Source organism: Streptomyces sp. NPDC006925, assembly GCF_042869575.1.
Taxonomy (GTDB): domain Bacteria; phylum Actinomycetota; class Actinomycetes; order Streptomycetales; family Streptomycetaceae; genus Streptomyces.
The window spans coordinates 160,661-183,011 of the sequence record NZ_JBIAGB010000014.1 but is presented as its reverse complement, the minus strand read 5'-3'; the positions used below and the strand labels follow the sequence as shown (position 1 = coordinate 183,011).

Annotated in this window: 25 protein-coding genes; 18 read left to right on the top strand and 7 right to left on the bottom strand. The window is 71.2% G+C overall.

Going from position 1 to position 22,351, the window contains the following annotated elements; translation table 11 throughout:
• The first annotated feature begins 25 nt into the window (after nt 1–25).
• From ACFYNS_RS20370 to ACFYNS_RS20350, 5 genes are read left to right on the top strand one after another with little or no spacing between them, the layout of a single operon-like run.
• Nucleotides 26–628: a TlpA disulfide reductase family protein gene (locus ACFYNS_RS20370; protein ID WP_360290799.1), complete on the top strand. Its 603-nt coding sequence runs from the start codon at nt 26–28 to the stop codon at nt 626–628.
• 7 nt (nt 629–635) lie between these two features.
• Nucleotides 636–1,406, top strand: a complete 771-nt coding sequence (locus tag ACFYNS_RS20365) for a cytochrome c biogenesis protein CcdA (protein WP_360290796.1) — start codon at nt 636–638, stop codon at nt 1,404–1,406.
• Between the two features lie 3 nt (nt 1,407–1,409).
• Entirely contained in the window at nt 1,410–3,275 is a 1,866-nt protein-coding gene (locus ACFYNS_RS20360) for a cytochrome c biogenesis protein ResB (RefSeq protein WP_388604287.1), read from the top strand.
• Complete coding sequence (ccsB, locus tag ACFYNS_RS20355; RefSeq protein WP_360290791.1) at nt 3,272–4,390, top strand: c-type cytochrome biogenesis protein CcsB; 1,119 nt, start codon at nt 3,272–3,274, stop codon at nt 4,388–4,390. The genes ACFYNS_RS20360 and ccsB overlap by 4 nt, the downstream gene beginning before the upstream one ends.
• A 37-nt stretch (nt 4,391–4,427) precedes the next feature.
• Nucleotides 4,428–4,991, top strand: a complete 564-nt coding sequence (locus ACFYNS_RS20350) for a hypothetical protein (protein ID WP_388604285.1) — start codon at nt 4,428–4,430, stop codon at nt 4,989–4,991.
• Nucleotides 4,992–5,152: 161 nt separating this feature from the next.
• Here ACFYNS_RS20350 and ACFYNS_RS20345 read toward each other — a convergent pair whose 3' ends face one another.
• Nucleotides 5,153–5,578 (bottom strand): PLD nuclease N-terminal domain-containing protein, encoded by a 426-nt coding sequence (locus ACFYNS_RS20345; RefSeq protein WP_360290785.1) that lies wholly within the window; start codon nt 5,576–5,578, stop codon nt 5,153–5,155.
• A gap of 145 nt (nt 5,579–5,723) precedes the next feature.
• Here ACFYNS_RS20345 and ACFYNS_RS20340 point away from each other — a divergent pair, with 145 nt between their 5' ends.
• From ACFYNS_RS20340 to ACFYNS_RS20330, 3 genes are all read left to right on the top strand, one after another.
• Nucleotides 5,724–7,175 carry a menaquinone biosynthesis decarboxylase gene (locus ACFYNS_RS20340; protein ID WP_360290782.1) on the top strand — a complete coding sequence of 484 codons (1,452 nt, stop codon included), beginning with the start codon at nt 5,724–5,726 and terminating at the stop codon, nt 7,173–7,175.
• Between the two features lie 109 nt (nt 7,176–7,284).
• Entirely contained in the window at nt 7,285–8,205 is a 921-nt protein-coding gene (mqnP, locus tag ACFYNS_RS20335; protein WP_366771695.1) for a menaquinone biosynthesis prenyltransferase MqnP, read from the top strand.
• A 44-nt stretch (nt 8,206–8,249) separates the two neighbouring features.
• A complete protein-coding gene (locus ACFYNS_RS20330) occupies nt 8,250–8,831 on the top strand; it encodes a Uma2 family endonuclease (RefSeq protein WP_360290776.1) in 582 nt (193 codons plus the stop codon).
• 25 nt (nt 8,832–8,856) lie between these two features.
• Here the strand turns inward: ACFYNS_RS20330 and ACFYNS_RS20325 are convergent, their stop codons facing one another.
• Both ACFYNS_RS20325 and ACFYNS_RS20320 read right to left on the bottom strand, forming a co-directional pair.
• Entirely contained in the window at nt 8,857–9,462 is a 606-nt protein-coding gene (locus ACFYNS_RS20325; RefSeq protein WP_360290773.1) for a rhomboid family intramembrane serine protease, read from the bottom strand.
• A 179-nt stretch (nt 9,463–9,641) separates the two neighbouring features.
• A complete protein-coding gene (locus ACFYNS_RS20320; RefSeq protein ID WP_360290770.1) occupies nt 9,642–10,805 on the bottom strand; it encodes a hypothetical protein in 1,164 nt (387 codons plus the stop codon).
• Nucleotides 10,806–10,880: 75 nt separating this feature from the next.
• Here ACFYNS_RS20320 and ACFYNS_RS20315 point away from each other — a divergent pair, with 75 nt between their 5' ends.
• From ACFYNS_RS20315 to ACFYNS_RS20290, 6 genes are all read left to right on the top strand, one after another.
• Complete coding sequence (locus tag ACFYNS_RS20315; RefSeq protein WP_388604308.1) at nt 10,881–11,588, top strand: UbiX family flavin prenyltransferase; 708 nt, start codon at nt 10,881–10,883, stop codon at nt 11,586–11,588.
• A 42-nt stretch (nt 11,589–11,630) separates the two neighbouring features.
• Nucleotides 11,631–12,083, top strand: coding sequence for an Lrp/AsnC family transcriptional regulator (locus tag ACFYNS_RS20310; protein WP_019354131.1), 453 nt, complete (start codon nt 11,631–11,633; stop codon nt 12,081–12,083).
• Between the two features lie 83 nt (nt 12,084–12,166).
• Nucleotides 12,167–13,186, top strand: a complete 1,020-nt coding sequence (locus ACFYNS_RS20305; protein WP_388604306.1) for a radical SAM protein — start codon at nt 12,167–12,169, stop codon at nt 13,184–13,186.
• 125 nt (nt 13,187–13,311) lie between these two features.
• Entirely contained in the window at nt 13,312–13,668 is a 357-nt protein-coding gene (locus tag ACFYNS_RS20300; RefSeq protein ID WP_360290768.1) for a DUF4229 domain-containing protein, read from the top strand.
• Nucleotides 13,669–14,062: 394 nt separating this feature from the next.
• Nucleotides 14,063–15,457: a dicarboxylate/amino acid:cation symporter gene (locus tag ACFYNS_RS20295; protein WP_388604282.1), complete on the top strand. Its 1,395-nt coding sequence runs from the start codon at nt 14,063–14,065 to the stop codon at nt 15,455–15,457.
• Between the two features lie 188 nt (nt 15,458–15,645).
• Nucleotides 15,646–16,338 (top strand): TetR/AcrR family transcriptional regulator, encoded by a 693-nt coding sequence (locus ACFYNS_RS20290; RefSeq protein WP_360290840.1) that lies wholly within the window; start codon nt 15,646–15,648, stop codon nt 16,336–16,338.
• A 205-nt stretch (nt 16,339–16,543) separates the two neighbouring features.
• Here the strand turns inward: ACFYNS_RS20290 and ACFYNS_RS20285 are convergent, their stop codons facing one another.
• The 4 genes from ACFYNS_RS20285 to ACFYNS_RS20270 are packed head-to-tail and all read right to left on the bottom strand — an operon-like array spanning nt 16,544 to nt 17,563.
• Nucleotides 16,544–16,999, bottom strand: coding sequence for a hypothetical protein (locus ACFYNS_RS20285; RefSeq protein WP_360290763.1), 456 nt, complete (start codon nt 16,997–16,999; stop codon nt 16,544–16,546).
• Nucleotides 16,996–17,118: a hypothetical protein gene (locus tag ACFYNS_RS20280; protein WP_360290761.1), complete on the bottom strand. Its 123-nt coding sequence runs from the start codon at nt 17,116–17,118 to the stop codon at nt 16,996–16,998. The genes ACFYNS_RS20285 and ACFYNS_RS20280 overlap by 4 nt, the downstream gene beginning before the upstream one ends.
• Nucleotides 17,115–17,342, bottom strand: coding sequence for a hypothetical protein (locus tag ACFYNS_RS20275; protein WP_388604280.1), 228 nt, complete (start codon nt 17,340–17,342; stop codon nt 17,115–17,117). Before ACFYNS_RS20275 ends, ACFYNS_RS20280 begins: the two co-directional genes overlap by 4 nt.
• Nucleotides 17,339–17,563, bottom strand: coding sequence for a hypothetical protein (locus ACFYNS_RS20270; protein ID WP_360290852.1), 225 nt, complete (start codon nt 17,561–17,563; stop codon nt 17,339–17,341). Before ACFYNS_RS20270 ends, ACFYNS_RS20275 begins: the two co-directional genes overlap by 4 nt.
• A 271-nt stretch (nt 17,564–17,834) precedes the next feature.
• Between ACFYNS_RS20270 and ACFYNS_RS20265 the strand changes: the two genes are divergently transcribed.
• The 4 genes from ACFYNS_RS20265 to ACFYNS_RS20250 all read left to right on the top strand — a co-directional run bounded on the left by ACFYNS_RS20265 (nt 17,835) and on the right by ACFYNS_RS20250 (nt 22,321).
• On the top strand, nt 17,835–18,722 hold the full coding sequence (locus tag ACFYNS_RS20265) for a helix-turn-helix transcriptional regulator (protein WP_360290755.1): 888 nt from the start codon (nt 17,835–17,837) through the stop codon (nt 18,720–18,722).
• On the top strand, nt 18,709–18,906 hold the full coding sequence (locus tag ACFYNS_RS20260) for a DUF397 domain-containing protein (protein WP_360290753.1): 198 nt from the start codon (nt 18,709–18,711) through the stop codon (nt 18,904–18,906). Before ACFYNS_RS20265 ends, ACFYNS_RS20260 begins: the two co-directional genes overlap by 14 nt.
• Before the next feature lie 359 nt (nt 18,907–19,265).
• Nucleotides 19,266–21,149 (top strand): AMP-dependent synthetase/ligase, encoded by a 1,884-nt coding sequence (locus tag ACFYNS_RS20255; protein ID WP_360290750.1) that lies wholly within the window; start codon nt 19,266–19,268, stop codon nt 21,147–21,149.
• Nucleotides 21,150–21,262: 113 nt separating this feature from the next.
• A complete protein-coding gene (locus ACFYNS_RS20250) occupies nt 21,263–22,321 on the top strand; it encodes a hypothetical protein (protein WP_388604278.1) in 1,059 nt (352 codons plus the stop codon).
• The last annotated feature ends 30 nt before the right edge of the window (nt 22,322–22,351 follow it).

Here is a 22,351-nt window from a genome sequence, read left to right as displayed (position 1 = left end):
CATACGAGCATGCGAAACTTTTCACATGAGCCAGATCCGCGCCTCCCGCCGCCGCACCGTCCTGCTGGCCGCCGGGATCGCCGCCGGTGCGCTGCTGCTGTCCGCCTGCGGCGAGGAGCAGACGGGTTCGTCCTCGGGCGACACCAAGTTCGTCCAGGGGACGGGGGAGATCACCAAGGTCCCGAAGTCCCGGCGCTCCTCGGTTCCCGACCTGGCGGGTCCCTCCGTCGACGGGAAGAAGCTGAAGCTCTCCGACTTCAAGGGCAAGGTCGTCGTGCTGAACGTGTGGGGCTCCTGGTGCAGCCCCTGCCGCGCCGAGGCACCGAACCTCGCCAAGGTCGCCCGGGACACCGAGGACCGGGGCGTCGCGTTCGTCGGCATCAACACCCGCGACCTGGACAAGGCCAACGCCAAGGCGTTCGAGCGGAACTACGACATCGACTACCCGAGCTTCTACGACCCCAGCGGCAAGCTCATCCTCAAGTTCCCCAAGAACACCCTCTCGCCGCAGGCCATCCCCTCCACCCTGATCCTCGACAAGGACGGCAAGGTCGCGGTGCGGGCCCTGAAGGAACTGAGCGAGAAGGAGCTGCGCTCCGCGCTCGACCCCCTGATCGACGCGAAGTGACCGCCCCATGATCTCCCTCGCGGCCACGGGAATGAACGGCACCGTCTACGGCGGCGCCCTGCTGCTGGCCCTGCCCGTCGCCCTGCTGGGCGGACTGGTCTCGTTCTTCTCGCCCTGCGTACTGCCGCTGGTGCCCGGCTACCTCTCCTACGTCACCGGGGTCAGCGGTACCGACCTGGCCGATGCCCGGCGCGGCCGGATGTTCCTGGGCGCGGGCCTGTTCGTGCTCGGCTTCACTGCCGTCTTCGTCTCCGGCGGCGCCCTCTTCGGCGGTTTCGGCGCCACTCTGCAGGAGCACCGCACCCTCATCTCGCGGGTGCTGGGCGGCCTGACGATCGTGCTCGGCCTCGCCTTCATGGGCGCTCTCGGCCCGCTGACCCGCTTCACCCAGCGGGAGGTGCGGATCCACAAGCGGCCCGCGATCGGGCTGGCGGGGGCGCCGATGCTGGGGGTGCTCTTCGGCATCGGCTGGACGCCGTGCATCGGGCCCACGCTCGCCGCCGTCCTCACGCTCTCCTCGAACCAGGCCAGCGCCGGGCGCGGTGCGTTGCTGACGGTGGCCTACTGCCTGGGCCTGGGGGTGCCGTTCGTCGTCGCCGCGCTCGCCTTCCGCCGTGCGCTGGGTGCGTTCGGCTGGGTGAAGCAGCACTACGCCTGGGTGATGCGGATCGGCGGCGGGATGCTCGTCGCCGTGGGCGTGCTGCTCGTCACAGGCATCTGGGACCGGATCGTCTACGAGATCACGGTCTGGTCGTCCGACTTCACGGTGGGGATCTGATCCATGAGCACGACCGGTACCGGCAAGGGGGCCGCCGAAGCGGCGGCCGACGAGGCCGGTGAGCCGACGGGGTCGCCCGAGGTCCGCGACAGTGCGGGCGCGGCGGCCGAGTCCGCGGCCGATTCCGGGAGCGAGCGCGCGGCCGCGGCCCAGCTCTCGACCGCCCCCGGCGAGGAGAAGCTGAACGTTCCCTCGCTCGGCCCGCTGGGCTGGCTGCGCTGGTTCTGGCGGCAGCTCACCTCGATGCGGGTGGCGCTGATCCTGCTCTTCCTGCTGTCGCTGGGCGCCATACCGGGCTCGATCGTCCCGCAGACGCCGGTGGACGCGCTCAAGGTCGAGCAGTTCCGTGCCGACCACACCACCCTCGCGCCGCTCTACGACAAGCTCCAGCTCTTCGACGTCTACACGTCGGTCTGGTTCTCGGCGATCTACATCCTGCTGTTCGTCTCGCTGATCGGCTGCATCGTGCCGCGCACCTGGCAGTTCGTCGGCCAGTTGCGTGCCCGGCCGCCGCGCGCCCCGCGCCGGCTGGACCGGATGCCGGTCTACACGACCTGGCGCACCGCGGCGGAGCCGGAGGAGACGCTGGTGGCGGCCCGCTCGCTGCTGCGGCGCAGGCGGTTCCGCACCCACCGGGACGGCTCGGGCGGGGGCGCGGTCGCCTCCGAGAAGGGCTATCTGCGCGAGGTGGGCAACCTTCTGTTCCACATCGCGCTCATCGTGCTGCTGCTGGCCTTCGCCTCGGGGCAGCTGTTCAAGTCCGAGGGGCGCAAGCTGATCGTGCAGGGCGACGGGTTCTCCAACGTCCTCACCCAGTACGACGACTTCCAGTCCGGCTCGCTCTTCGGCGCCGACATGCTCGACCCCTTCGCCTTCCGGCTGAAGGAGTTCCACGCCACCTACGAGGAGAGCGGCCCCAACAAGGGCACCCCGCGCGACTACCGCGCCGACATCGCCTTCGCCAAGGGCGCCGACGGTACGGAGCGGGACGAGACCATCAAGGTGAACCATCCGCTGAAGGTCGGCTCGTCCAAGATCTACCTGATCGCCAACGGCTACGCGCCCGTGGTCACCGTCAAGGACGGCAAGGGCAACATCGCCTACCGCGGCCCGGTGCCCTTCCTCCAGCAGGACAACAACCAGACCTCCAGCGGAGTGGTCAAGGTCACCGACTACCTGGACGCGAAGGGCCGCAAGGACCAGCTCGGCTTCCAGGGCTTCTTCGTCCCCGACTTCCAGCCGAGCAGCGGCACCATGTTCTCCCAGTCGCCGAGCCTGAAGAACCCGGCGATGTTCCTGACCGCCTACCACGGCAACCTGGGTGTGGACGGCGGACCGGCGCAGAACGTGTACCAGCTGAACACGGACAACATGACGAAGTTCAAGGACAAGGACGGCGGTCCGTTCGCCGAGAAGCTCGTCCCCGGCTCCACCATGAAGCTCCCGAACGGTGCCGGGAGCCTCACCTTCGACGGCGTCAAGAAGTGGGCGAACTTCCAGGTCTCCCACCAGGTGGGCAACGGCTGGGCGCTGGGCGGGGCGCTCGCCGCCATCGCGGGACTCGCGGGTTCCCTGTTCATCCAGCGCCGCCGGGTGTGGGTGCGGGCCTACGCCGCCGGTGACGGGCACACGGTCGTCGAGATGGCCGCACTCGGCCGCAGCGAGTCGGCCCGGCTGCCGGACGAACTCGCCTCGCTGGCCACCGATATGCAGGCCGTGGCCCCCGTCGCGGCCGAGTCCCCCGCCGCGGACGCCGCGGGCGAGGGCGCCCCGAGCGCGGACGCCGCGTCCGAGGATGCCGCCGCGGACGGCGCCGCCGCGCCGGACTCCGCCGATCCTGCTGAAGCCCCCGAAGGAGCAGGCAAGTGAACCTCCTCGCAGCCGAGCCGAACGAGCAGCTCGCGCACGTCAGCAACTATCTGATCTATTCGGCGATGGCCGTCTACGTGCTGGCCTTCTGCGCCTACATCGCCGAATGGACCTTCGGCTCCCGCAGCAAGGTGGGCCGCACGGCCGCCGCGCTGACGCGGAAGGACCCCGTGGACGCGGCCGTTCCCGGTCAGCAGCCCGGCGCAGCCGCGCGGAGCGCGGAGCAGGGCGGCGGTACGGCGGTGCTGGAGAAGCCCGCACCGCCGAAGATCGTGACCCGCTCCAGCAGCGGCCGGCGCGGCGACCTGCCGGACGGCCCCGGAGCCGCGGCGGGCGACGAGCAGGGCGACACCTACGGGCGGATCGCCGTCTCGCTGACGGTGCTCTCCTTCCTGCTGCACGTCGCCGGGGTGCTGACCCGCTCGCTGTCGGTGCAGCGTGCCCCCTGGGGCAACATGTACGAGTTCTCGACCGCCTTCTCGATGGTGGCGGTCGGCGCGTACCTGGCGCTGCTGTTGGCGAAGAAGAACGTCCGCTGGATCGGGCTGCCGCTGGTCACCACCGTCCTGCTGGACCTGGGGCTGGCCGTCACCGTCCTGTACACGGACAGCGACCAGTTGGTGCCCGCGCTCCACTCGTACTGGCTGTGGATCCACGTCTCGCTCGCCATCACCTGCGGCGCGCTGCTCTACCTCGGCTTCGTCGGCTCCCTGCTCTACCTGTTCCGGGACGCCTACGAGACGCAGCTGCTGGCCGGGCGCAAGCCCGGCGCCGTGCGGTCCTCGATCATGGAGCGGCTGCCCTCGGCGGCCTCGCTCGACAAGTTCGCCTACCGGATCAACGCGACGGTCTTCCCCTTCTGGACCTTCACCATCGTGGCGGGCGCGATCTGGGCGGGTGACGCCTGGGGCCGCTACTGGGGCTGGGACCCGAAGGAGGTCTGGTCGTTCATCACCTGGGTCGCCTACGCTTGCTATCTGCACGCACGCGCCACTGCGGGTTGGAAGGGACGCAAAGCGGCATATCTCGCACTTCTCGCTTTCGCCTGTTTCCTTTTCAACTATTACGGTGTGAATATCTTCTTCAACGGCAAGCACTCGTACGCGGGTATCTGAGGGGCCCGACCCCCGCGTCCGGGGTGAAGGTGGAGCTATGAGCACCGAAGGCCTGGCAGGGACCACCGCGTACGGCATCCCGTACGGCATGGCGCGGAGCGGTCCCGGCGGCGCCGCCCACACGATCGGCTTCGAGCTGGCGTTCCCGCATCCGCTGGAGAGCGTGTGGGCGGCGGTCGCCACCCCCGCCGGGCTGCGTGGCTGGCTCGCGGCGGCCGACCCCTTCGAACCCGGCCCCGGCGGCGCGGTGACCCTGCACTGGTGGAACGGGGAGCCCGCCGCGGGCGCCGACGGCCCGCAGGAGCTCGCCACCCCCGGGCGGATCACCGCCTGGTCGCGGCGCCGGCTGGCGGAGTACACGGTCGACGCGCGCGGCTCCTTCGGCTTCACCCTGCGCGGGTCCGTGGACGACGACCACACCCGGGTCCGGTTCCGCAACGACTTCACCGCCGACGCCGGGCGGCTCCACGAGGTCCTCGCCCGGTGGCACGAGCACTTCGAACTGCTCCAGAACGAGCTGCGCGGACAGCCGACGGACTGGGCGGCCCGGACGGCGGAGCGCTTCACGGCCCTCCGGGACGACTACGTGCGGCGCTGCTAGCGCGGCCGCGTGCTGTTCCGCGCGCTGAGGCGCCCGTCGGCGCGACTCCGCGCGCTCCCGCTGTCCGGGAGGGGCCCCGCGCGCACTCCCGCTGTCCGGAGCGTGGCGGACCTCCGGAGCGGAGCGCCCAGAGGCCGCCGGGAAGGACCGGCCCCGACGGTTCAGCCGTCGTCGCGGTCCTTGCGGTGGGGCAGCTCGTCCTCGTCGCGCGGGGACTCGCGGCGCTGCTCCGGGGTGGGGTCCGGAGCCGGTTCCGGGGCCGGTTCCGGGGCCGGAGGCGCGTCGGAGGAGGAGTCCGGACCGGGCGCCGTGGGCTCGTTCAGGGACTTCAGGAAGTCCGGGTTGTCGTCCGGGGCGACCCAGCGCCGCTCGTCGGGGCGGGTCGCGCCATAGGGCGCGTTGCGCCGCGGCCGGCCGACCGCGAACCAGGCCACCGGCCCCAGCAGCACCTGCCCGAACAGCAGGATGATGATGACCCACGCCACCTTCGGCAGCTTGCGGACCTCGTTCTCGGGCGTGTTGAGGCAGTCGATGAACGCGTAGATCCACACGGCCAGGATCAAGAGGAACGGGAGATACCTGAGCACGCGGAACGCCCCCTGGGTGCGAGATGCCGCTGGACGGATGCGGGGTGCGGGTACCCGCTCGGCGGGTTCCCACGAGCCAAGCGTAATGGCCCCGGCGCGGCCCCCGGCGCTCAGGGCGCGGGCATCGGGGAGGATACTGAGACGTATGGCATACGACGATCTCCGCTCGCTCCTGCGAGCACTGGAGCGTGACCGCGACCTGGTGCGGGTCAAGGCCGAGGTCGATCCCCATCTGGAGGTCGGGGAGCTCGTCGACCGGGTGAACAAGGCGGGCGGCCCGGCACTTCTGTTCGAGAACGTCAAGGGTTCGGACCTGCCCCTGGCGATGAACGTCTACGGCACCGACCGCCGGCTGCTCAAGGCGCTCGGCCTGGACTCCTACGACGAGATCGGCGCGAAGATCGGCGGTCTGCTCAAGCCCGAGCTGCCGCAGGGCTTCGTCGGCTTCCGGGAGGCGTTCGGAAAGCTCGGCGCGATGACGCACGTCCCGCCGCGGAAGGTGAAGGACGCGCCCGTCCAGGAAGTCGTCCAGCAGGGCGACGAGGTGGACCTGGAACGGTTGCCCGCGCTGTTCACCTGGCCCGAGGACGGCGGCTCGTTCTTCAACCTGGGCCTCACCCACACCAAGGACCCCGAGACCGGCGTCCGCAACCTGGGGCTCTACCGGCTCCAGCGGCACGACCGCCGCACCATCGGGATGCACTGGCAGATCCACAAGGACAGCCGCAACCACTACCAGGTCGCGGCGCGGCGCGGCGAGAAGCTGCCCGTCGCCATCGCCTTCGGCTGCCCGCCCGCCGTGACCTACGCCTCCACCGCACCGCTCCCCGCGGACATCGACGAGTACCTGCTGGCGGGCTTCCTCCAGGGCAAGCGGGTGGAGATGGTGGACTGCAAGACCGTCCCGCTCCAGGTGCCCGCCGCCGCCGAGGTGGTGCTGGAGGGCTGGCTGGAGCCGGGGGAGCTGCGCCCGGAGGGCCCGTTCGGCGACCACACGGGCTTCTACACGCCGCAGGAACTCTTCCCCGCGCTGACCATCGACTGCGTCACCACCCGGAAGCGGCCGCTGCTCCAGTCCATCGTGGTGGGCCGCCCGCCGACCGAGGACGGGCCGCTGGGCCGGGCCACGGAGCGGTTCTTCCTGCCGCTGCTGAAGGTCATCGTGCCCGACATCGTCGACTACCACCTGCCCGAGTCCGGCGGCTTCCACAACTGCGCGATCGTGGCCATCGACAAGCGCTACCCCAAGCACGCGCAGAAGGTGATGCACGCCGTCTGGGGCGCGCACATGATGTCGCTGACCAAACTCATCGTCGTGGTCGACAAGGACTGCGACGTGCGGAATCTGCACGAGGTCTCCTGGCGGGCGCTCGGCAACGTGGACTACGCACGCGACCTCACGGTGGCCGAAGGCCCCGTCGACCACCTCGACCACGCCTCCTACCAGCAGTTCTGGGGCGGCAAGGCGGGCATCGACGCGACCCGCAAGCTGCCCGAGGAGGGGTACACGCGGGACGGCGGCTGGCCCGGGATGATCGAGTCGGACCCGCGGGTGGCCGAGCTGGTCAGCCGCCGCTGGAAGGAGTACGGCCTGTGAGCGGGACCGGTGCCCGGCCGCGGGCCGGGGAAGGGCACGCGGCGGCCCGGCCGCGGACGGTGCGGCCGGCCCGGTGGCGGGCGGCCGCGGGAGCGAGCGAGGGGATGTTGTGAGCAGCACGGCTGAGGGCGTACTCGGACCGGGGCCGGGGGCCGATGTCGGCCGCGTGCGGGCCTTCCTGCGGCTCGTCGTCATCGAGCACTCGGTCTTCGCGCTGCCGTTCGCCTACATCGCCGCGCTCTCCGCGATGTTCCGCGAGAGCCGCAGCATCCACTGGTGGCAGCTGTTCCTGGTGACCGTCGCCATGGTGGGGATGCGGACGTTCGCGATGGCCGCCAACCGGATCATCGACCGCGAGATCGACGCCCGCAACCCGCGCACCGCCGGCCGGGAACTGGTCACCGGTGCGGTCTCGGTCCGGACGGCCTGGACGGGCGCCGTGGTGGCGCTCGCGGTCTTCCTGGGCGCGGCAGCGCTGCTGAACCCGCTGTGTCTGGCCCTGGCGCCGCTCGCCGTGCTGCCGATGGTGGTCTATCCGTACGGGAAGCGCTTCACCGACTACCCGCACGCCATCCTCGGGATCGCCCAGGCCATCGGGCCCATCGGCGCGTGGATCGCGGTCACCGGCGCCTGGTCGTGGGAGGCCGCGGTGCTCGGGCTGGCCGTGGGCATCTGGATCGGGGGCTTCGACCTGATCTACGCCTGCCAGGACGTGACGGCCGACCGCGCCAACGGGGTGCGGTCCGTGCCGGCGCGGTTCGGCACCGCGGCCGCGCTGCACGCCACCCGCGCCGCACATCTGGTCACCGTCGGCCTGCTGGTCGCCTTCGGGCTGCTCACCCACGCGGGCGTGTTCTTCTGGCTGGGCCTGGTGATCGTCGCGGGTGCCTTCGTCTACGAGCACACCCTCGTGCGCCCCCGCGACCTCTCCCGCCTCAACCGCGCCTTCTTCCAGGTCAACAGTTTCATCGGGATCGCCCTGTTCGGGTGTGCCCTGCTGGATCTGGCGGTGCGCGGGCTGGGCCTCTGACTACCCTGCCCCTCTACCGTCGGGAGCAGGGAAGGGAGAGCGTCGTGCCGATCTCGGAGACCGACCGCCTGCACTCGCAGCTCAGCCGGCTGGAGGACCAGTTCCCTGGCTTCCGGTCGGAGATCGTGGGGGGCGCCATCGTGCTGCGCCCGGTCAGGCCGTTCCACGGTGAGACGATCCGGCTGCTGGAGAACATGCTGGTGGCGCAGCTCGGAACGGAGTGGGCCTGCATCTCGGACGTCGCCTTCGTCTTCTCCGACGCCGACGAGCTGTGCCCCGACATCGCGCTGGTCCCGCGGGCGGAGGCGGACCGCAACCTCAGCGCGTACCCGCCGGACCTGATCGAGCTGGCCGTGGAGGTCGTCTCGCCCAGCAGCGTCCGGCACGACTACGTGGTCAAGGACAGGCTGTACGCGCAGCGCGGGATCGCCCGGTACCTGATCTTCGATCCGTACCGCGCCGAGTGCACCACCCTGTGGCACCCGGGCCCGGACGGCTACCGGGGCCGGGACGTGATCCCGTACGGCAAGCCCGTCGAGCTGGCCCTGGAGATCGGCGAGGTGCGGATCGAGACGGACGAGCTGCCCGTCGACCGGGAGACCCGCACCCAGCACCCCGGCGTCTGACGCGCCCCCGGTCCCGGCCGGGGTCTCAGTGCCAGGCGGGCTTGGCCTCGCCCAGGGCGCGGGGCTCGGCGGTGAGGCGGGCGGCGAGGACGCCGCCGATCAGGCCGAAGAGGTGACCCTGCCAGGAGATGCCGGAGTCGGTGGGCAGGACGCCCCACAGCAGGGAGCCGTAGAAGACGGCGACGACCGTGCCCAGCGCCACGTCGGTGATGCGGCGGTCCACGAAGCCGCGGGCGACCAGATAGCCGAAGAGGCCGAAGATCAGCCCGGAGGCGCCCGCGGTGTTGCTGCCCGCCGGAGCGATCAGCCAGACGCCCAGACCGCTCACCACGACGATGATCGCGGCGACGGCGAGGAAGCGCCCCACCCCGCGCAGCGCCGCGAGGAAGCCCAGCACCAGCAGCGGCAGTGTGTTGGCCATCAGATGCTCGAAACCGAAGTGCATGAAGGCGCTGGGGACGACGTCCACCAGCTCCCCGACGCGCCGCGGCTGGATCCCGAACGTGTCCAGCGCGTTGCCCGACGCCTGGTCCACGGCCTCCAGCACCCACAGCAGCGCCACCCAGGCGACGATCAGCTTGCCGGCCGCCATCGCTCTGGCGCCGCCGGAGCCGTCCGAGCCCTTCGCCATGCCCGCCTCCTTCACGAGGAGCGTTCCCCCGCACAACCTCGTCCGTGTCCCGTCACGCTGTACAACGGCCCAGGGCGTGTCGGCGGTTCCCGGCTCGCCGACCGGCCCGGTCCGGGACGGTCCCGTTCCCGGTCCCGTTCCCGGCCCCCCGTTTCCGGCCTCGGCCTCCCAGGATGGCCTCAGATGCCGCCCGTGCCCAGAGCGCCGTACATCACGGCGGCCAGCAGGTCCTGCGGCTCCAGCTCGCGCACCCCGTCCGGGGCCCGCACGGTGACGGCGTCGCCGCTGCCGAAGTCCATCCGCAGCGGGAGGTGCACCTCGCGCGCCTGCTTCCCGCCGAGGAACTGCTCCAGGTCGAGCGTGAGCCCGGTGAGCTGGCCGCGCCGGATCTGCAGATCGGCACTGACGGTCTTGTCCGGGACCTTCTCCGGGTCGAGCCGGGCGCCCAGGGCCGCCAGCGCCCGCGACAGGTCCGGCGCCGCCCGGCGCGCGGGCATGGAGACCGTCACATGCTCGGCACCGCCGTACTCGCCCGCCGTGCGGAAGCGGGCGTGCTCGCCCAGCGTCTTCTCCAGGCCGCGCAGGAACTCGCGCTCGGACTCGCCGTTGAGCGCGCGCCCGGCGGCCGTCGCGCGGCCCAGCCGCTTGCTGGTCTCGTCGGTCTGCCGGGAGTCCGGGGTGCCGTGCTGCTCCGCCTCGCCCCGCTTCCCCGCCCGGCGCTCGTCGCGCTTCTCCTCCGCGGTGATCTCCTGCGCGGCGCGTGCGAAGTCGTCGAAGGACTCCGGGTCGACCTCCACCCACCTGCCCTTGAGCGCGTCCTTGGCCGAACGCAGCGTCACGGGCAGGTCCTTGGCCAGCGAGACGATGCGGCGGGCCCGGTGCCGGTCCTCCTCGGAGCCGCCGGTCTGCGCCACCAGGGAGCGCAGGTTCATCCGGACGTAGAGCTTCTCCTCCACCGACTTGGCGGCCAGCACGTCCTTGCCGCCGAAGTTGACGGCCGCCGCGAAGCGCAGCCGCTCGGAGCGGTTCAGCTCCTTGAGCGGGGTCTCCTCGCGGTCCGAGCCGACGGCGAAGGTGAGTTCGCCGCGGGTCAGCAGCCGGGCCTGCCGCCGGAGCGAGCCCTTGCCGCCCGCGGCCCGCAGGAACTTCTGGGCGTCGGCGCGGCTGCCGTCCACCGACACCAGCACCGAGGCGGCGGGCTGCTCGCCCAGCTTCTCGAAGGCGTGCTTGACCTTGAGTCCCGTGGTCACCTTCTCGGCCATGGAGCAGCCGGCGACGGCGACGGCCAGTACGGACGCGCAGAGTGCTGCCGCTGTGGTGTGGCTTGGACGGGAGACACGCATGACGCAGAGCGTACGCGTCCTCGCGTCCCCGCCGGAGCCCGCGAGCCGGGACGTAGGGTCGGGGACGTGAGTGACATGGCACGGGTCCCCTGGGTGGTGGGCGTCTCCGGGGCGTCCGGAACGCCCTATGCGGCGGCGGTCGTCCGGGCGCTGCTGGAGGCGGGTGAGGACGTCGACCTCGTCGTCAGCCGCGCCTCCCGGCTGACGATCCTCGACGAGACGGGGCACCCCTTCCGCGACGCCCATGCGCAGGACGACCTGCGCCGCTGGCTGGACCGGGGCGCCGACGGCAGCCCGGACGCGTTCGCGACGGACCCCGCCCGGGTGCGGCACTGGTCCCCGGGCGACCTGGCCGCCGGGCCCTCGTCCGGCTCGTACCCGGTGCGGGGCATGCTGGTGGTGCCGGCGAGCACCGCATGCGTCGCGGGGGTGGCGCTGGGGCTCTCCAAGGACCTGCTGCAGCGCGCGGCCAGCGTGACGCTCAAGGAGCGCCGTCCGCTGGTCGTCGCCGTACGGGAGACGCCGCTGAACGGTCAGACGCTGCGCCATCTGGTGACGCTGGACGAGGCGGGAGCGGTGGTGCTGCCCGCGTCCCCGGCCTTCTACGCGGGGGCCCGGCACATCCAGGACCTGGTCGACTTCGTCGCGGGGCGGGTGCTGGACGCGGCCGGGGTGGAGCACAAGCTCTACCGGCGCTGGGAGGGGCACCTGGGGGGCGGAGCGGGCGGCAGCGACCGGGATGCGGGAGGTACCGGCCCGGGCGGTACGGGCCCGATGCCTTAGATTCGTTCTCCGGACTACTACATACAGGAGGCAGCGGCATCCATGGACGCGGTGGACAGGCAGCTCATCCAGGCGCTGCGGGAGAACGGCAGAGCCTCCTACGCCGAACTGGGGCGGCTGGTGGGTCTGTCGGGGCCGAGTGTCACCGACCGGATCAACCGGCTGGAGGCCGCCGGGGTGATCACCGGGTACCGCGCGACGGTCGACGCCTCCTCCTTGGGGCTGGGGGTGACGGCGCTGATCGGTATCCAGCTCTCCGATGCCACCGACCACGAGGAGGTGGCCACCCGGCTGCGGGACCTCCAGGAGGTGGAGGACTGCTGGTTCATCGCGGGCGACGACTCCTACATGCTCAAGGTGCGGGCCGGTGACGTGGACGGCCTGGAGCGCACCATCCGCCGGCTGTCGGGCACCAAGGGCGTCTCGCGGACGCGGACGACGATCGTGCTGTCGACCAAGTGGGAGAACCGGGTCGGTGAGCTGCCCGAGGAGTAGCGGCGGGCGGGCCCTGGCGTAGTGTCGGGCCGGACGTGCGAATCATGACGGACACGGACCGAGGCGGGCAGGTGGCGCGAGGAATGGACGCGGCGGACATCGAGCGGAAGGTCCGCTCCGGCGAGCGGTTGAGCCGGGCGGACGGCATCGCCCTGTACGACTGCGACGACCTGGCCTGGCTCGGCGGCCTCGCGCACCAGGTGCGGACGCGGCACAGCGGTGACACCGCCCGGTTCGCCGTCCACCGGTCGCTGGAGCTGACGGCGGACACCGGCGAGGCCATCGGCCGGGCCACCCGGTGGGCCGCCGAGGGCGTCACCGAGCTGCGGCTGACCACCGGCGCGGCCGGCTGGAGCGGCCTTCCGGGTGCGGTGCGCGCGCTGCGGGACGCGCTGCCCGCCGAGGTGGCGCTCACCGCGTGCACCGCCGCCGACATCGCCGGCTTCGGGGCCGAGCATGCGGACGGTGCCTCCGGGGTGCTGGACGCGCTGGCGGAGGCCGGTTCGGACGGGCTGTGCGCCGAGGGCCCGGTGGAGACGGCCGCGGAGGCGGAGCTGTCCTGGGAGGAGCGGGCGCGGGTGCTGCGGCTCGCGCACGGCAAGGGGCTCGCGGCTCCCTGCACGCTGCGCTACGGGTCGGTCGCGGGCGCCGCCGAGCGCGCGGACTTCGTCGACCGGCTGCTGCGGCTGCGTGAACTGCAGGACGAGACCGGCGGCTGCCAGGTCTTCCTGCCGCTGCGCCGCGACGTGCCGCAGAGCGCGACCGGCGCGGAGATCCTCACGACGTTCGCGGTCTCCCGGCTGCTGCTGGACAACGTGCCGCACGTGGCGGTCGACTGGGCGCTGCACAGCGTGCAGACGGCGCAGCTGGCGCTCCAGCACGGTGCGGACGAGATGGCCGGCCCGGTGGTGGACGGCGAGCAGGCGCAGGGCGGAGGACACAGCGAAGGAGAGGGCGACGCGCTCACCCGCGAGGACCTGTTGGACCTGATCACCGACACGGGCTTCCGCCCCGTCCAGCGCGACGCGCGCCACCGGGAGCTGCGCAGTTTCCCGGGCCCGGACCCGCAGCGCCGCGAGACGCCGCAGCCCATGCGGGTGTGAGACGCGGCCGGGCGGCGAGGCCGTGCGACCGGTGGCGCCCGTCTCCGGGGGTGACGAAGATCGCCTCGTGGCCTGTGCTTGACTGGTGAGGAACCGCGAATCGCCCGAAAGCATGGAGAACCCACGTGAGCAGCAGCACTTCGCACGCGACGCTCCGCTACACCACCATGCGGCTCGGCATCTTCGTCGGCTGCCTGGTCGTCGTCGGACTGCTGACGCACTTCGGCGTCATCCCCTCCGGAGTCGGTGACTCGAACCCGATCTGGGTGGTGCTCCTGGCGCTCGTCGTCTCGGCGCCGCTCAGCTATGTGCTGCTGCGCAACCAGCGGGCCGCGATGTCCGAGCAGGTCGTCCACGGCGTGAGCCGGGCCAAGGAGCGGTTGGCGGCCAACCAGAGTCAGGAGGACGAGCCGCAGGCGACGCCGTCACAGGCGTCGTCGAAGGCGTCATCGCAGGCAGAGCCGAGGACGGGCTCGGCGTGACGGGCCGAGCGGCTCTGTAACCCTCCTCACATCGCTGTCGGCGCCCCACCGGGAATGACCTTTCCCCGGTGGGGCGTTGAGCTTTTCCGTACCTGCCCCCCAAAGCAATGCTTTGGGTAAGCCAAAGACGGAGTGTTAGCGTGACGGCCATGACGAACGCAGCCACCACTTCCGACGCGCTCCTGGGCCGCCCCGGCCCGGCGCTCGTGGCGCGGCTGCATGTCGATCTCTGCCGCTGCATGTCGGCGACCTGTCGCTGACAGCGCGGCCGGACCATACTCCGGCGCGACCGCACAGTCCCGCGACCGCATCGCCCTGCGCACCTCCGCGCGCGATGCCCTTTCCCAGAGTCCGCTTCCAAGAGTCCGCTTCCTGACGCCCCCGGAGTCTGTCCGTGACCTCGTCGTCCCCGTCGTCCCCGTCGCCTTCGTCGTCCTCGTCGTCGGCCGCCTCCGCCGACGCCACCCCGCCCGAACGCACCGCGCGCATACCCAAGGTGCCGTTCTGGGCCCAGATCCTGCTCGGCCTCGTCCTCGGCGTGGTCCTGGGCTGGGCCGCCCGCAACTGGGACGTGGCCTGGCTCGGCACCACCCTCACCAAGATCGGTGAGATCTTCGTCCAGCTGCTGAAGCTGGCCGTCGCGCCGCTCGTGTTCTTCGCGATCACCATCTCGATCACCAACCTGCGCAACGTGCACAACGCGGCGCGGCTGGCCACCCGCACCCTGCTCTGGTTCATGGCGACCTCGCTGATCGCCGTGGCGATCGGGCTGGCCATCGGCCTGGTCACCAACCCGGGCTCCGGTACCGGCCTCTCGGCCGCGGACGCCGCCAAGCCGGACACCCAGGGGTCCTGGCTGGACTTCCTCACCGGGATCATCCCGACCGACGTGATCACGCCGTTCACCGAACTGAAGGTGCTCCAGATCGTCTTCATGGCGGTCGTCGTCGGTATCGCCGCGCTCAAGCTGGGCGAGAAGGCCGAACCCATCCTCGACCTCGGCGAATCCGTGCTGACGCTGCTCCAGAAGGCGCTGTGGTGGATCATCCGGCTGGCCCCGATCGGCACCATCGGCCTGATCGGCACCGCCATCAAGGACTACGGCTGGGACCTGATCGGCAGCTACGCGACGTTCACCGCGGACATCTACGTCGGCTGCGCGCTGGTGCTCTTCGGCGTCTACCCGCTGCTGCTCTCCACCGTCGCCAAGGTCAACCCGCTGCAGTTCTTCCGGGGCGCCTGGCCCGCCATCCAGCTCGCGTTCGTCTCCCGCTCCTCGGTCGGCACCATGCCGCTCACCCAGAAGGTGACCGAGCGGCTCGGTGTGCCCAAGGAGTACGCGTCCTTCGCGGTGCCGTTCGGCTCGACGACCAAGATGGACGGCTGCGCCTCCATCTACCCGGCGATCGCGGCGATCTTCGTGGGCGAGTTCTTCCACGTCGACATGGGCATCAAGGAGTACCTGCTGATCGTCTTCGTCTCGGTCATCGGTTCGGCCGCCACCGCGGGCCTCACCGGCGCGACCGTGATGCTGACCCTCACCCTCTCCACCCTCGGCCTCCCGCTGGAGGGCGTCGGGCTGCTGCTGGCCATCGACCCGATCCTGGACATGATGCGCACGGCGACCAACGTCGCGGGCCAGGCCGTCATCCCGGTCCTCGTCTCGGCCAGGGAGAAGATCCTGGACCGGGAGGCGTTCGCCGCGGCGCGCAGCTTCTCCGTCGAGGAGGCCGACAGCGGCGCCGAGGCCCGGGTGCCGGGTCAGCGGGAACCGGCCACCGTGAGCTGACCTGAACTCTTCCCCGCGTCCGCCCTCCTTCCGCGCGCCCCCGGCTCCGCCGCCGGGGGCGCGTAGGCTTGCCGGGAGCCGGAGTTGGCGGGGGAACGTGCGCGCTGTCGGGGTGGCGTCGCCGGGCCGGCGAGGGGGGTCACGGGGCATACGGGGTGAAGGGATGGAAGCGCGTGGGGCAGAAGCGCATGCCGCGCGAGGTGAGGGAGAGGCAGATGCTGGACGCCGCGGTCGCGGCGTTCGCGCGGCACGGATACCAGGCCGCCTCCATGGACGACATCGCCGAGGCGGCCGGTGTCTCCAAGCCGCTGGTCTACCTGTACCTCAAATCCAAGGAAGAGCTGTTCACGGCCTGCATCCGGCGTGAGGTCGCCGCGCTCGTGGCGGCCGTACGGGAGGGCACCCGACAGCGCGGGCTCTCCGCCGACCAGCAGCTGTGGAACGGACTCACGGCGTTCTTCGCGCACACCGCGGCGCGTCCGGACGGGGTCGCCGTGCTCTACCGGGCCCGCACCCGGGGTGAGCCCTTCTCCCGCGAGGTCGACACCATGCGGATCGAGGTCGTCGTGATCGTCACGGCCCTGCTGGGGCAGGCGGCGCGGGACGCGGGCTGCGCCGGGAAGCTGGCCGAACGGGAGGTCTCCGGGCTGGCGCACGCGCTGGTGGGCGCCGCCGAGTCGCTCGCCGAGTGGGCCGACTCGCGCAGCCGGACCGGCCTGACCGCCGCCGAACCGCCGCCGGACGCCCCCTCGGCGAACGAGACCGCCGCGACGCTGATGAACTTCTGCTGGGCCGGGCTGGAGAACCTGATGAAGGGCGCCCGATGGGCGCCCGGCGTCAGCTCCGGTTCCGTGGTGGCCCGAGGCCCGCACGGCCCGTGAGACGCGCCGTGCGGGGCCGAGGGCCGGTCGACAACGCGGTCGAGCTGCTGCATCCGGTCTTCCGTGGTGAGCAGTCGGAACCGGTCTCGACGCTGCCGTTCCTGCCGCTGTCACACGTCACTGCATCGAAAGGGGCATGACCACCAGAGGCAGCGGCAACAGCAGCGCCCCCGGCAGATGCCGGGGGCGCCGGGCGCTGACGCTGTCAGGTCAGTTTGATGTGCCACGTCCCGCGGGCGAGGATCGTGGTCCCGTCCGGCCGGATGAACGCCCGGGCGCCGCGCACGGGCAGTTCGCCGTGCGTGAGCCAGTAGGAGCGGCATTCGTCGAGTGCGTCCCACAGGCGGTGGGGCCCGCCTTGGTGCACGGTGGGCCGGTCGTCGCCGAGGGCGGACGCCCGGGCCCAGGAACCGTCGGGGTGCGCCATCAGGGCGGTACGCCGTTCGCCCTCCCGGCGGAACTCGTGCTCGATCCCGGGGGTGGTGAGGCTGAGCATGGAGTCGAGGTCCCACGCGTTCGCCACGTCGATGACCGGATACGGCCCGCGGGTCACCTCGTCGCCGCCGTGTTCTGCGGCCTTGCCGAGCAGGTCGCGCACGTCGTCGGGGTAGTCCGTGCCCCGGCGGGCGCGCATGAAGCCCGCACGGTCCCACGGAGTCATGAGGTGCTGCTGAGGGCGGCGGCGATGGTGAAGCCGGTGCCGAAGCCGATCGCGAGCAGCAGGAACGGCCCGGCGATTCCGCAGGTGGTCATCACGCGGTGGCGGATGCTGCGGATCATTCGGTCTGCTCTTCCCGTGTGCGCCAGAGGTGCGCCAACTCGTCGGCGAGGTGCGGTGGGGCGTGGCGGGTGACGGCGTACTGACTTGCGTGCGCGAGACACATGCGCAGTCCGTGAGGGGGGCCGGAGCCGCACTCGATGACGGCGACCTGAACCGTCTCGTCCCGGTCGGTCTCGCAGTAGGCGCACCGTCCGGGCTGGACGGTGAGCGTGCCGCGCCTCACGAGCGGGTGCCATGGCGGAGTGCGTGCGGGGTGCCGTTGGCGGTGATACCTGCGTCGTGGCACTCGGCCTGGGTGGCGAGCCGTGCCGCAGCGGGCGGGCAGTCCCATTCGGTGCCGCCGCGCGGGGGCCGCAGTAGGAGGTGGGGCCCGTCCTGCCCCATGACGCGGCCGAGGCGGCCCGTGCGTCGGTCGATGACGTAAACGCCGATGCGGTAGCTCACAGAGATACCTCTCCGCAGGTTCGTTGCGAGGTCTCGCGGGCGGCCGGATGACCGACGCCACACGTAGCCGCAGCCCAAAAGCGCCTGTGCGGCGCGGAGTTGCTGCGGCCGAGCCACAAGGGTGCTCCCCTGAACTGTGAATCTGCAAGACTTCACTGCGGAAATTCAGAAAGCGGCCCCAAATAGGTGACATGCATTGCGAATGGAACGCGTTGACGCTTTCATTTGTGGTGTCGGAAGTCCTTCATAATGAACTCAGGGAGGGTGCGGGATGCCGGAGAGGTCAACAGGCAGCACGGTGCCGCGGCGGCAACTGGGGCGGTACCTCCGCGATCTGAGGAACCAAGCGAGGTTCACAGTGCGCGCCGCCGCACATGAGCTGGAGTGGTCCGAAGCGAAGATGTGGCGGATCGAGACCGGCCAGACATCACTCCGCAGCCACGACGCTGAGACGATGTGCAGGGTGTACGGCGCCTCGCCCGACATCACCAAGGCGCTCATGGGGCTCGCGAAAGAGACCAAGGCGCGCGGGTGGTGGCACAGCTACGGCGACGTGATCCCGGAACGCTTCGACATCTTCATCGGTCTGGAGGAAGCCGCCGCCCGCATCGACTGGTATGAGAGCGAACTCGTACCCGGACTCCTGCAGACCGAGGACTACGCCCGCATGATCATCAGCACGGACAACCCCGACGATGACGAGGAGGAGATCACCCGCCGTGTGAACCTGCGGATCGCGCGGCAAGCCTTGCTGACACGCCGCTCGGCAGCCCCGACACTGCGCATCGTTCTCAACGAGGCAGTAGTACGGCGCCCCGTAGGCGGGCATCACCAAATGGCGGGGCAGCTCCGCCACCTGTTGCACGCCTCCGAGCTGCCGACTGTCACACTCCGAGTAGTCCCGTTCAGCGCTGGTCTGCACCGTGGCGTCATGTCCGGGCAGTTCGGGATTTTGCGGTTCCCTCAGACAGGCGACGGCACCGACACAGAGCCGCCGACCGTCTACGCGGACGGCTTCACAGGAGACCTGTATCTCGACAAGCCCGACGAGGTCGCTCGCTACGACACGGCGTTCGAGGACATCTGGAAACGTTCACTCACCGAAGAGGCAACACGGCGCCTCTTGATGGAGGTTGCGGAGCAATATGAACACCACTGACACTCTGGCCTGGCGCAAGTCCAGTTACAGCAACGGGCAAAGCGCATGCGTCGAGCTGGCGCCCACCACCGATGGGGTAGCCGCTCGGGACAGCAAGTGCACTGGCGGACCGGTTCTCACCTTCGGCGCTCAGCAGTGGGCCACCTTCGTGGCGGGCGTCGCTGACCGCCGGCTCGACCGGTAGGGCAACGACAGAAGCCCCCCGCCCCGGCAGCGCCGGTGCGGGGGGCGTTTCTGTGCCTACGGTCGAGCATGCTGCGGACGCGCACAGCTACCTCGGGATGCCCTTCCGTCCAGGCAGCGGGTGAAGACCCACGTGCCGTGTGCGAGGGCGCGGCGGGGGCCGGACGGCCGGGCGGTGGGGGCGCCCTTGGCAAGGTCGAGGGCCGGTCCTGTGTGTGTCCGATGAAGGTGGCGCGCGGGCATTCCCTGAACTCGTCCCGCTCCCGTAAATTTACTTCCCGGTAAGGTTACTGCCGCGTCAGGCGCTGGGCGCTGGGCGAGGACGGAACTCTCCGCACATGCGAGGAAGGAGCCGTCACCATGCAACCGGTGCAACTGGTCGAACCGCACAAGAAGGTGGAGGACGGCAGGGTCCGCGAGGTCTCCGTTCCGCCGCTGGCGCCGCGGGTGACCGCCGGCTCGCTGGCCGACATCCCCTTCACCAACGCCGCCGAGGCCCCCGAGGAGCCCGTGCTCAGCCGCAAGGCCCGGGACGGCACCTGGCAGGACATGACGGCCCGCGAACTCGCCGCCGAGGTACTGGCGATGGCCAAGGGCCTGATCGCGCTGGGCCTGCGACCGGGCGACCGGCTGGCCATCATGGCCCGCACCACCTACGAGTGGACCCTCACGGACTTCGCCGCCTGGGCGGCCGGCCTGGTCACGGTGCCGGTCTACCCCACCTCCTCGGCCCTGCAGGCGCGGCACATCCTGCAGGACTCGCAGGCGCGGGCCTGCTTCGTGGAGGACGTCGAGCAGACCCGGATGCTCAGCGCCGAGCGCGGCAACCTGCCGGGCCTGGAGCATCTGTGGCAGTTCAGTTCCGGCGCGGTGGGCCATGTGGTGGACGCGGGCCGGGAGCTGCCGGACCAACTGGTCGCGGAGCGCCGGGCGCAGCTGGGGCCGCAGAGCATCGCGACGTTCATCTACACCTCGGGTACGACCGGCCCGCCCAAGGGCTGCGTGCTGACGCACGGGAACTTCTTCGCCGAGGTCGACAACGCGATCGAGCTGCTGTATCCGGTCTTCCGCGGTGAGGGGTCGGAACCGGCCTCGACGCTGTTGTTCCTGCCGCTGTCGCACGTGTTCGGCAGGATGGTGGCCATCGGCTGCCTGCGGGCGCGGGTGCGGCTCGGGCACGCGCCGAGCCTGAAGACCGAGGACCTGCTTCCGGATCTGGCGAGCTTCGCACCGACGTTCCTGCTGGGCATCCCGTACGTGCTGGAGAAGATCTACAACACCGGCCGGGCGACGGCGGAGCGGATGGGGCGGGCCTCCTCGTTCGACCGCGGGGCGCGGATCGCGCAGCGGTACGGGGAGGCTGTCGAGGCCCAGGAGCACGGCTTCGGCGGCGGCCCCGGGTTCGGGCTGCGGGCCGCGCGCGGACTGTACGACACGTTGATCTACCGCCGGATCCGCTCGGCGCTGGGCGGCCGGTGCCGGTACGTCATCTGCGGCGGCTCCCCGCTCGGGCACCGGCTCGCGGCGTTCTTCGAGGGCGCGGGCGTCACCGTCTACGAGGGGTACGGGCTGACCGAGACGGCCGCGGCGACGACCGCCACACCGCCGCTCAAACCCCGGCTGGGCACGGTGGGCTGGCCGGTTCCGGGCACGGCGCTGCGGATCGCGGACGACGGCGAGGTGCTGATCAAGGGCGACCACGTGTTCGGCGGCTACTGGGAAGCGCGTACCGGGAGTGTGCTCCCGCACCGGGACGCGGAGGGGTGGCTGCCCACCGGCGACCTGGGAGCGCTCGACTCGGAGGGGTATCTGAGCATCATCGGGCGCAAGAAGGACCTCATCATCACCTCGGCGGGCAAGAATCTGGCCCCGGCCCCGCTGGAGGACTGGCTGCGAGCGCATCCGCTGGTCAGCCAGTGCCTGGTGATCGGCGACAACCGGCCGTATGTGACGGCGCTGGTGACGCTGGAGCCGGACGGGCTCGCGCACTGGTGCCGGATGCACCGCAAGGAGCGGTCGAGCATGGCCGAGCTGGCCGTGGACGGGGACCTGCTGCGCAATCTCCAGCAGGCCGTGGACGAGGCCAACTCGCTGGTGTCGCGGGCCGAGTCGATCCGCAGGTTCGTCGTGCTGCCGCACGACTTCACCGAGGAAGAAGGGCATCTGACCCCGTCCATGAAGCTGCGGCGGGCGGCGATCGTGCGGGACTTCGCCACCGAGATCGACACGCTCTACCCCCGCTGAACCGGTATCCCCGAAGTCATGCTTTGGCCAAGACGGCGGTACCGTGAACCGAGCGTCGGGCACGAGCACGGTCGGGGGACGGGGTACGCCTCCCTCGCAGGGAGGGACACGGGATGACGACACCCCCGCAGCCGCCGAACCAGCCCCAGGACGGCGGTGGCTTCGGCCCCCCGTCCGCGGGAGGCTACGGACAGCCCCCAAACGGCGGTCCCGGACAGCCCCAGGACGGCGGCTACGGGCGGCCCCAGGACGGCGGCTACGGGCAGCCGCAGGTCGGCGGCCCGGGGCAGCCCCAGGGCGGTGCCCACGGTCAGCCGCAGACCGGTGCCTACGGACAGCCGCAGGGCGGCGGTTTCGGCGGGCCTCCGGGTGCCCCCGGCGGACCCGGTGCTCCGGGCGGCTTCGGCCAGCCCGGCCAGCCCGCCCAGCCCGGCTTCCCCGCACCCTACGGAAGCCCCCCGCCGCCCCCGCCGAACCGCAGCAACAAGGTCGTCGGCATCGTCGTGGCCGCCGTGCTGGTGGTCGCCCTGGCCGTCGCGGGCACGCTGCTGGTGCTCTCGGGTGGTTCCGACGACAAGGACGACGCCGCCGACGACAAGGTGAAGCCCGAGAAGTCCGAGTCGGCCTCCGAGGAGCCCACCGACGACTCCTCCTCCCAGGAGCCGACACCGAGCCCGTCGGAGACCACCTACGAGCTGAAGTTCCCCAAGACGCTGGATGACGGCCAGTACCGTCTCAAGAAGGACCTCAGCGACTCGGTCGACCCCGGACAGCCGGGCGAGGAGGCCCACCTGGGCTCCTACGCCAACCCCTCCGGCAGCTCCCGGCTGCTGTACGGAGCCGCCACCGGCGAGGACTACGGCAACCCCGAGATGTCCAAGAACCAGATGATGGACGGCATGGAGTCGGGCTCGGCGATGTCGGTGGCCGTCAAGCGCCGCGACATCACCCCCACCGGTGGCGACCCGCTGACCTGCGAGGTACTGGTCAAGTCGCAGGCGGGCCGGAAGCTGACGATCCCCGTCTGCGCCTGGAGCGACCCGGGCACCGCCGCCTACGTCGCCAAGGACGCGATCGACACCTACGGGGTCGACCCGAAGAAGGTGGACCTGGAGGCGTGGGCGGACCGCGTGAACGACATCCGGGACGAGGTCCGCGTCCCGGCCGGCTGACGTCCCGGCCGGCGCACGGCCGGTCCGCGG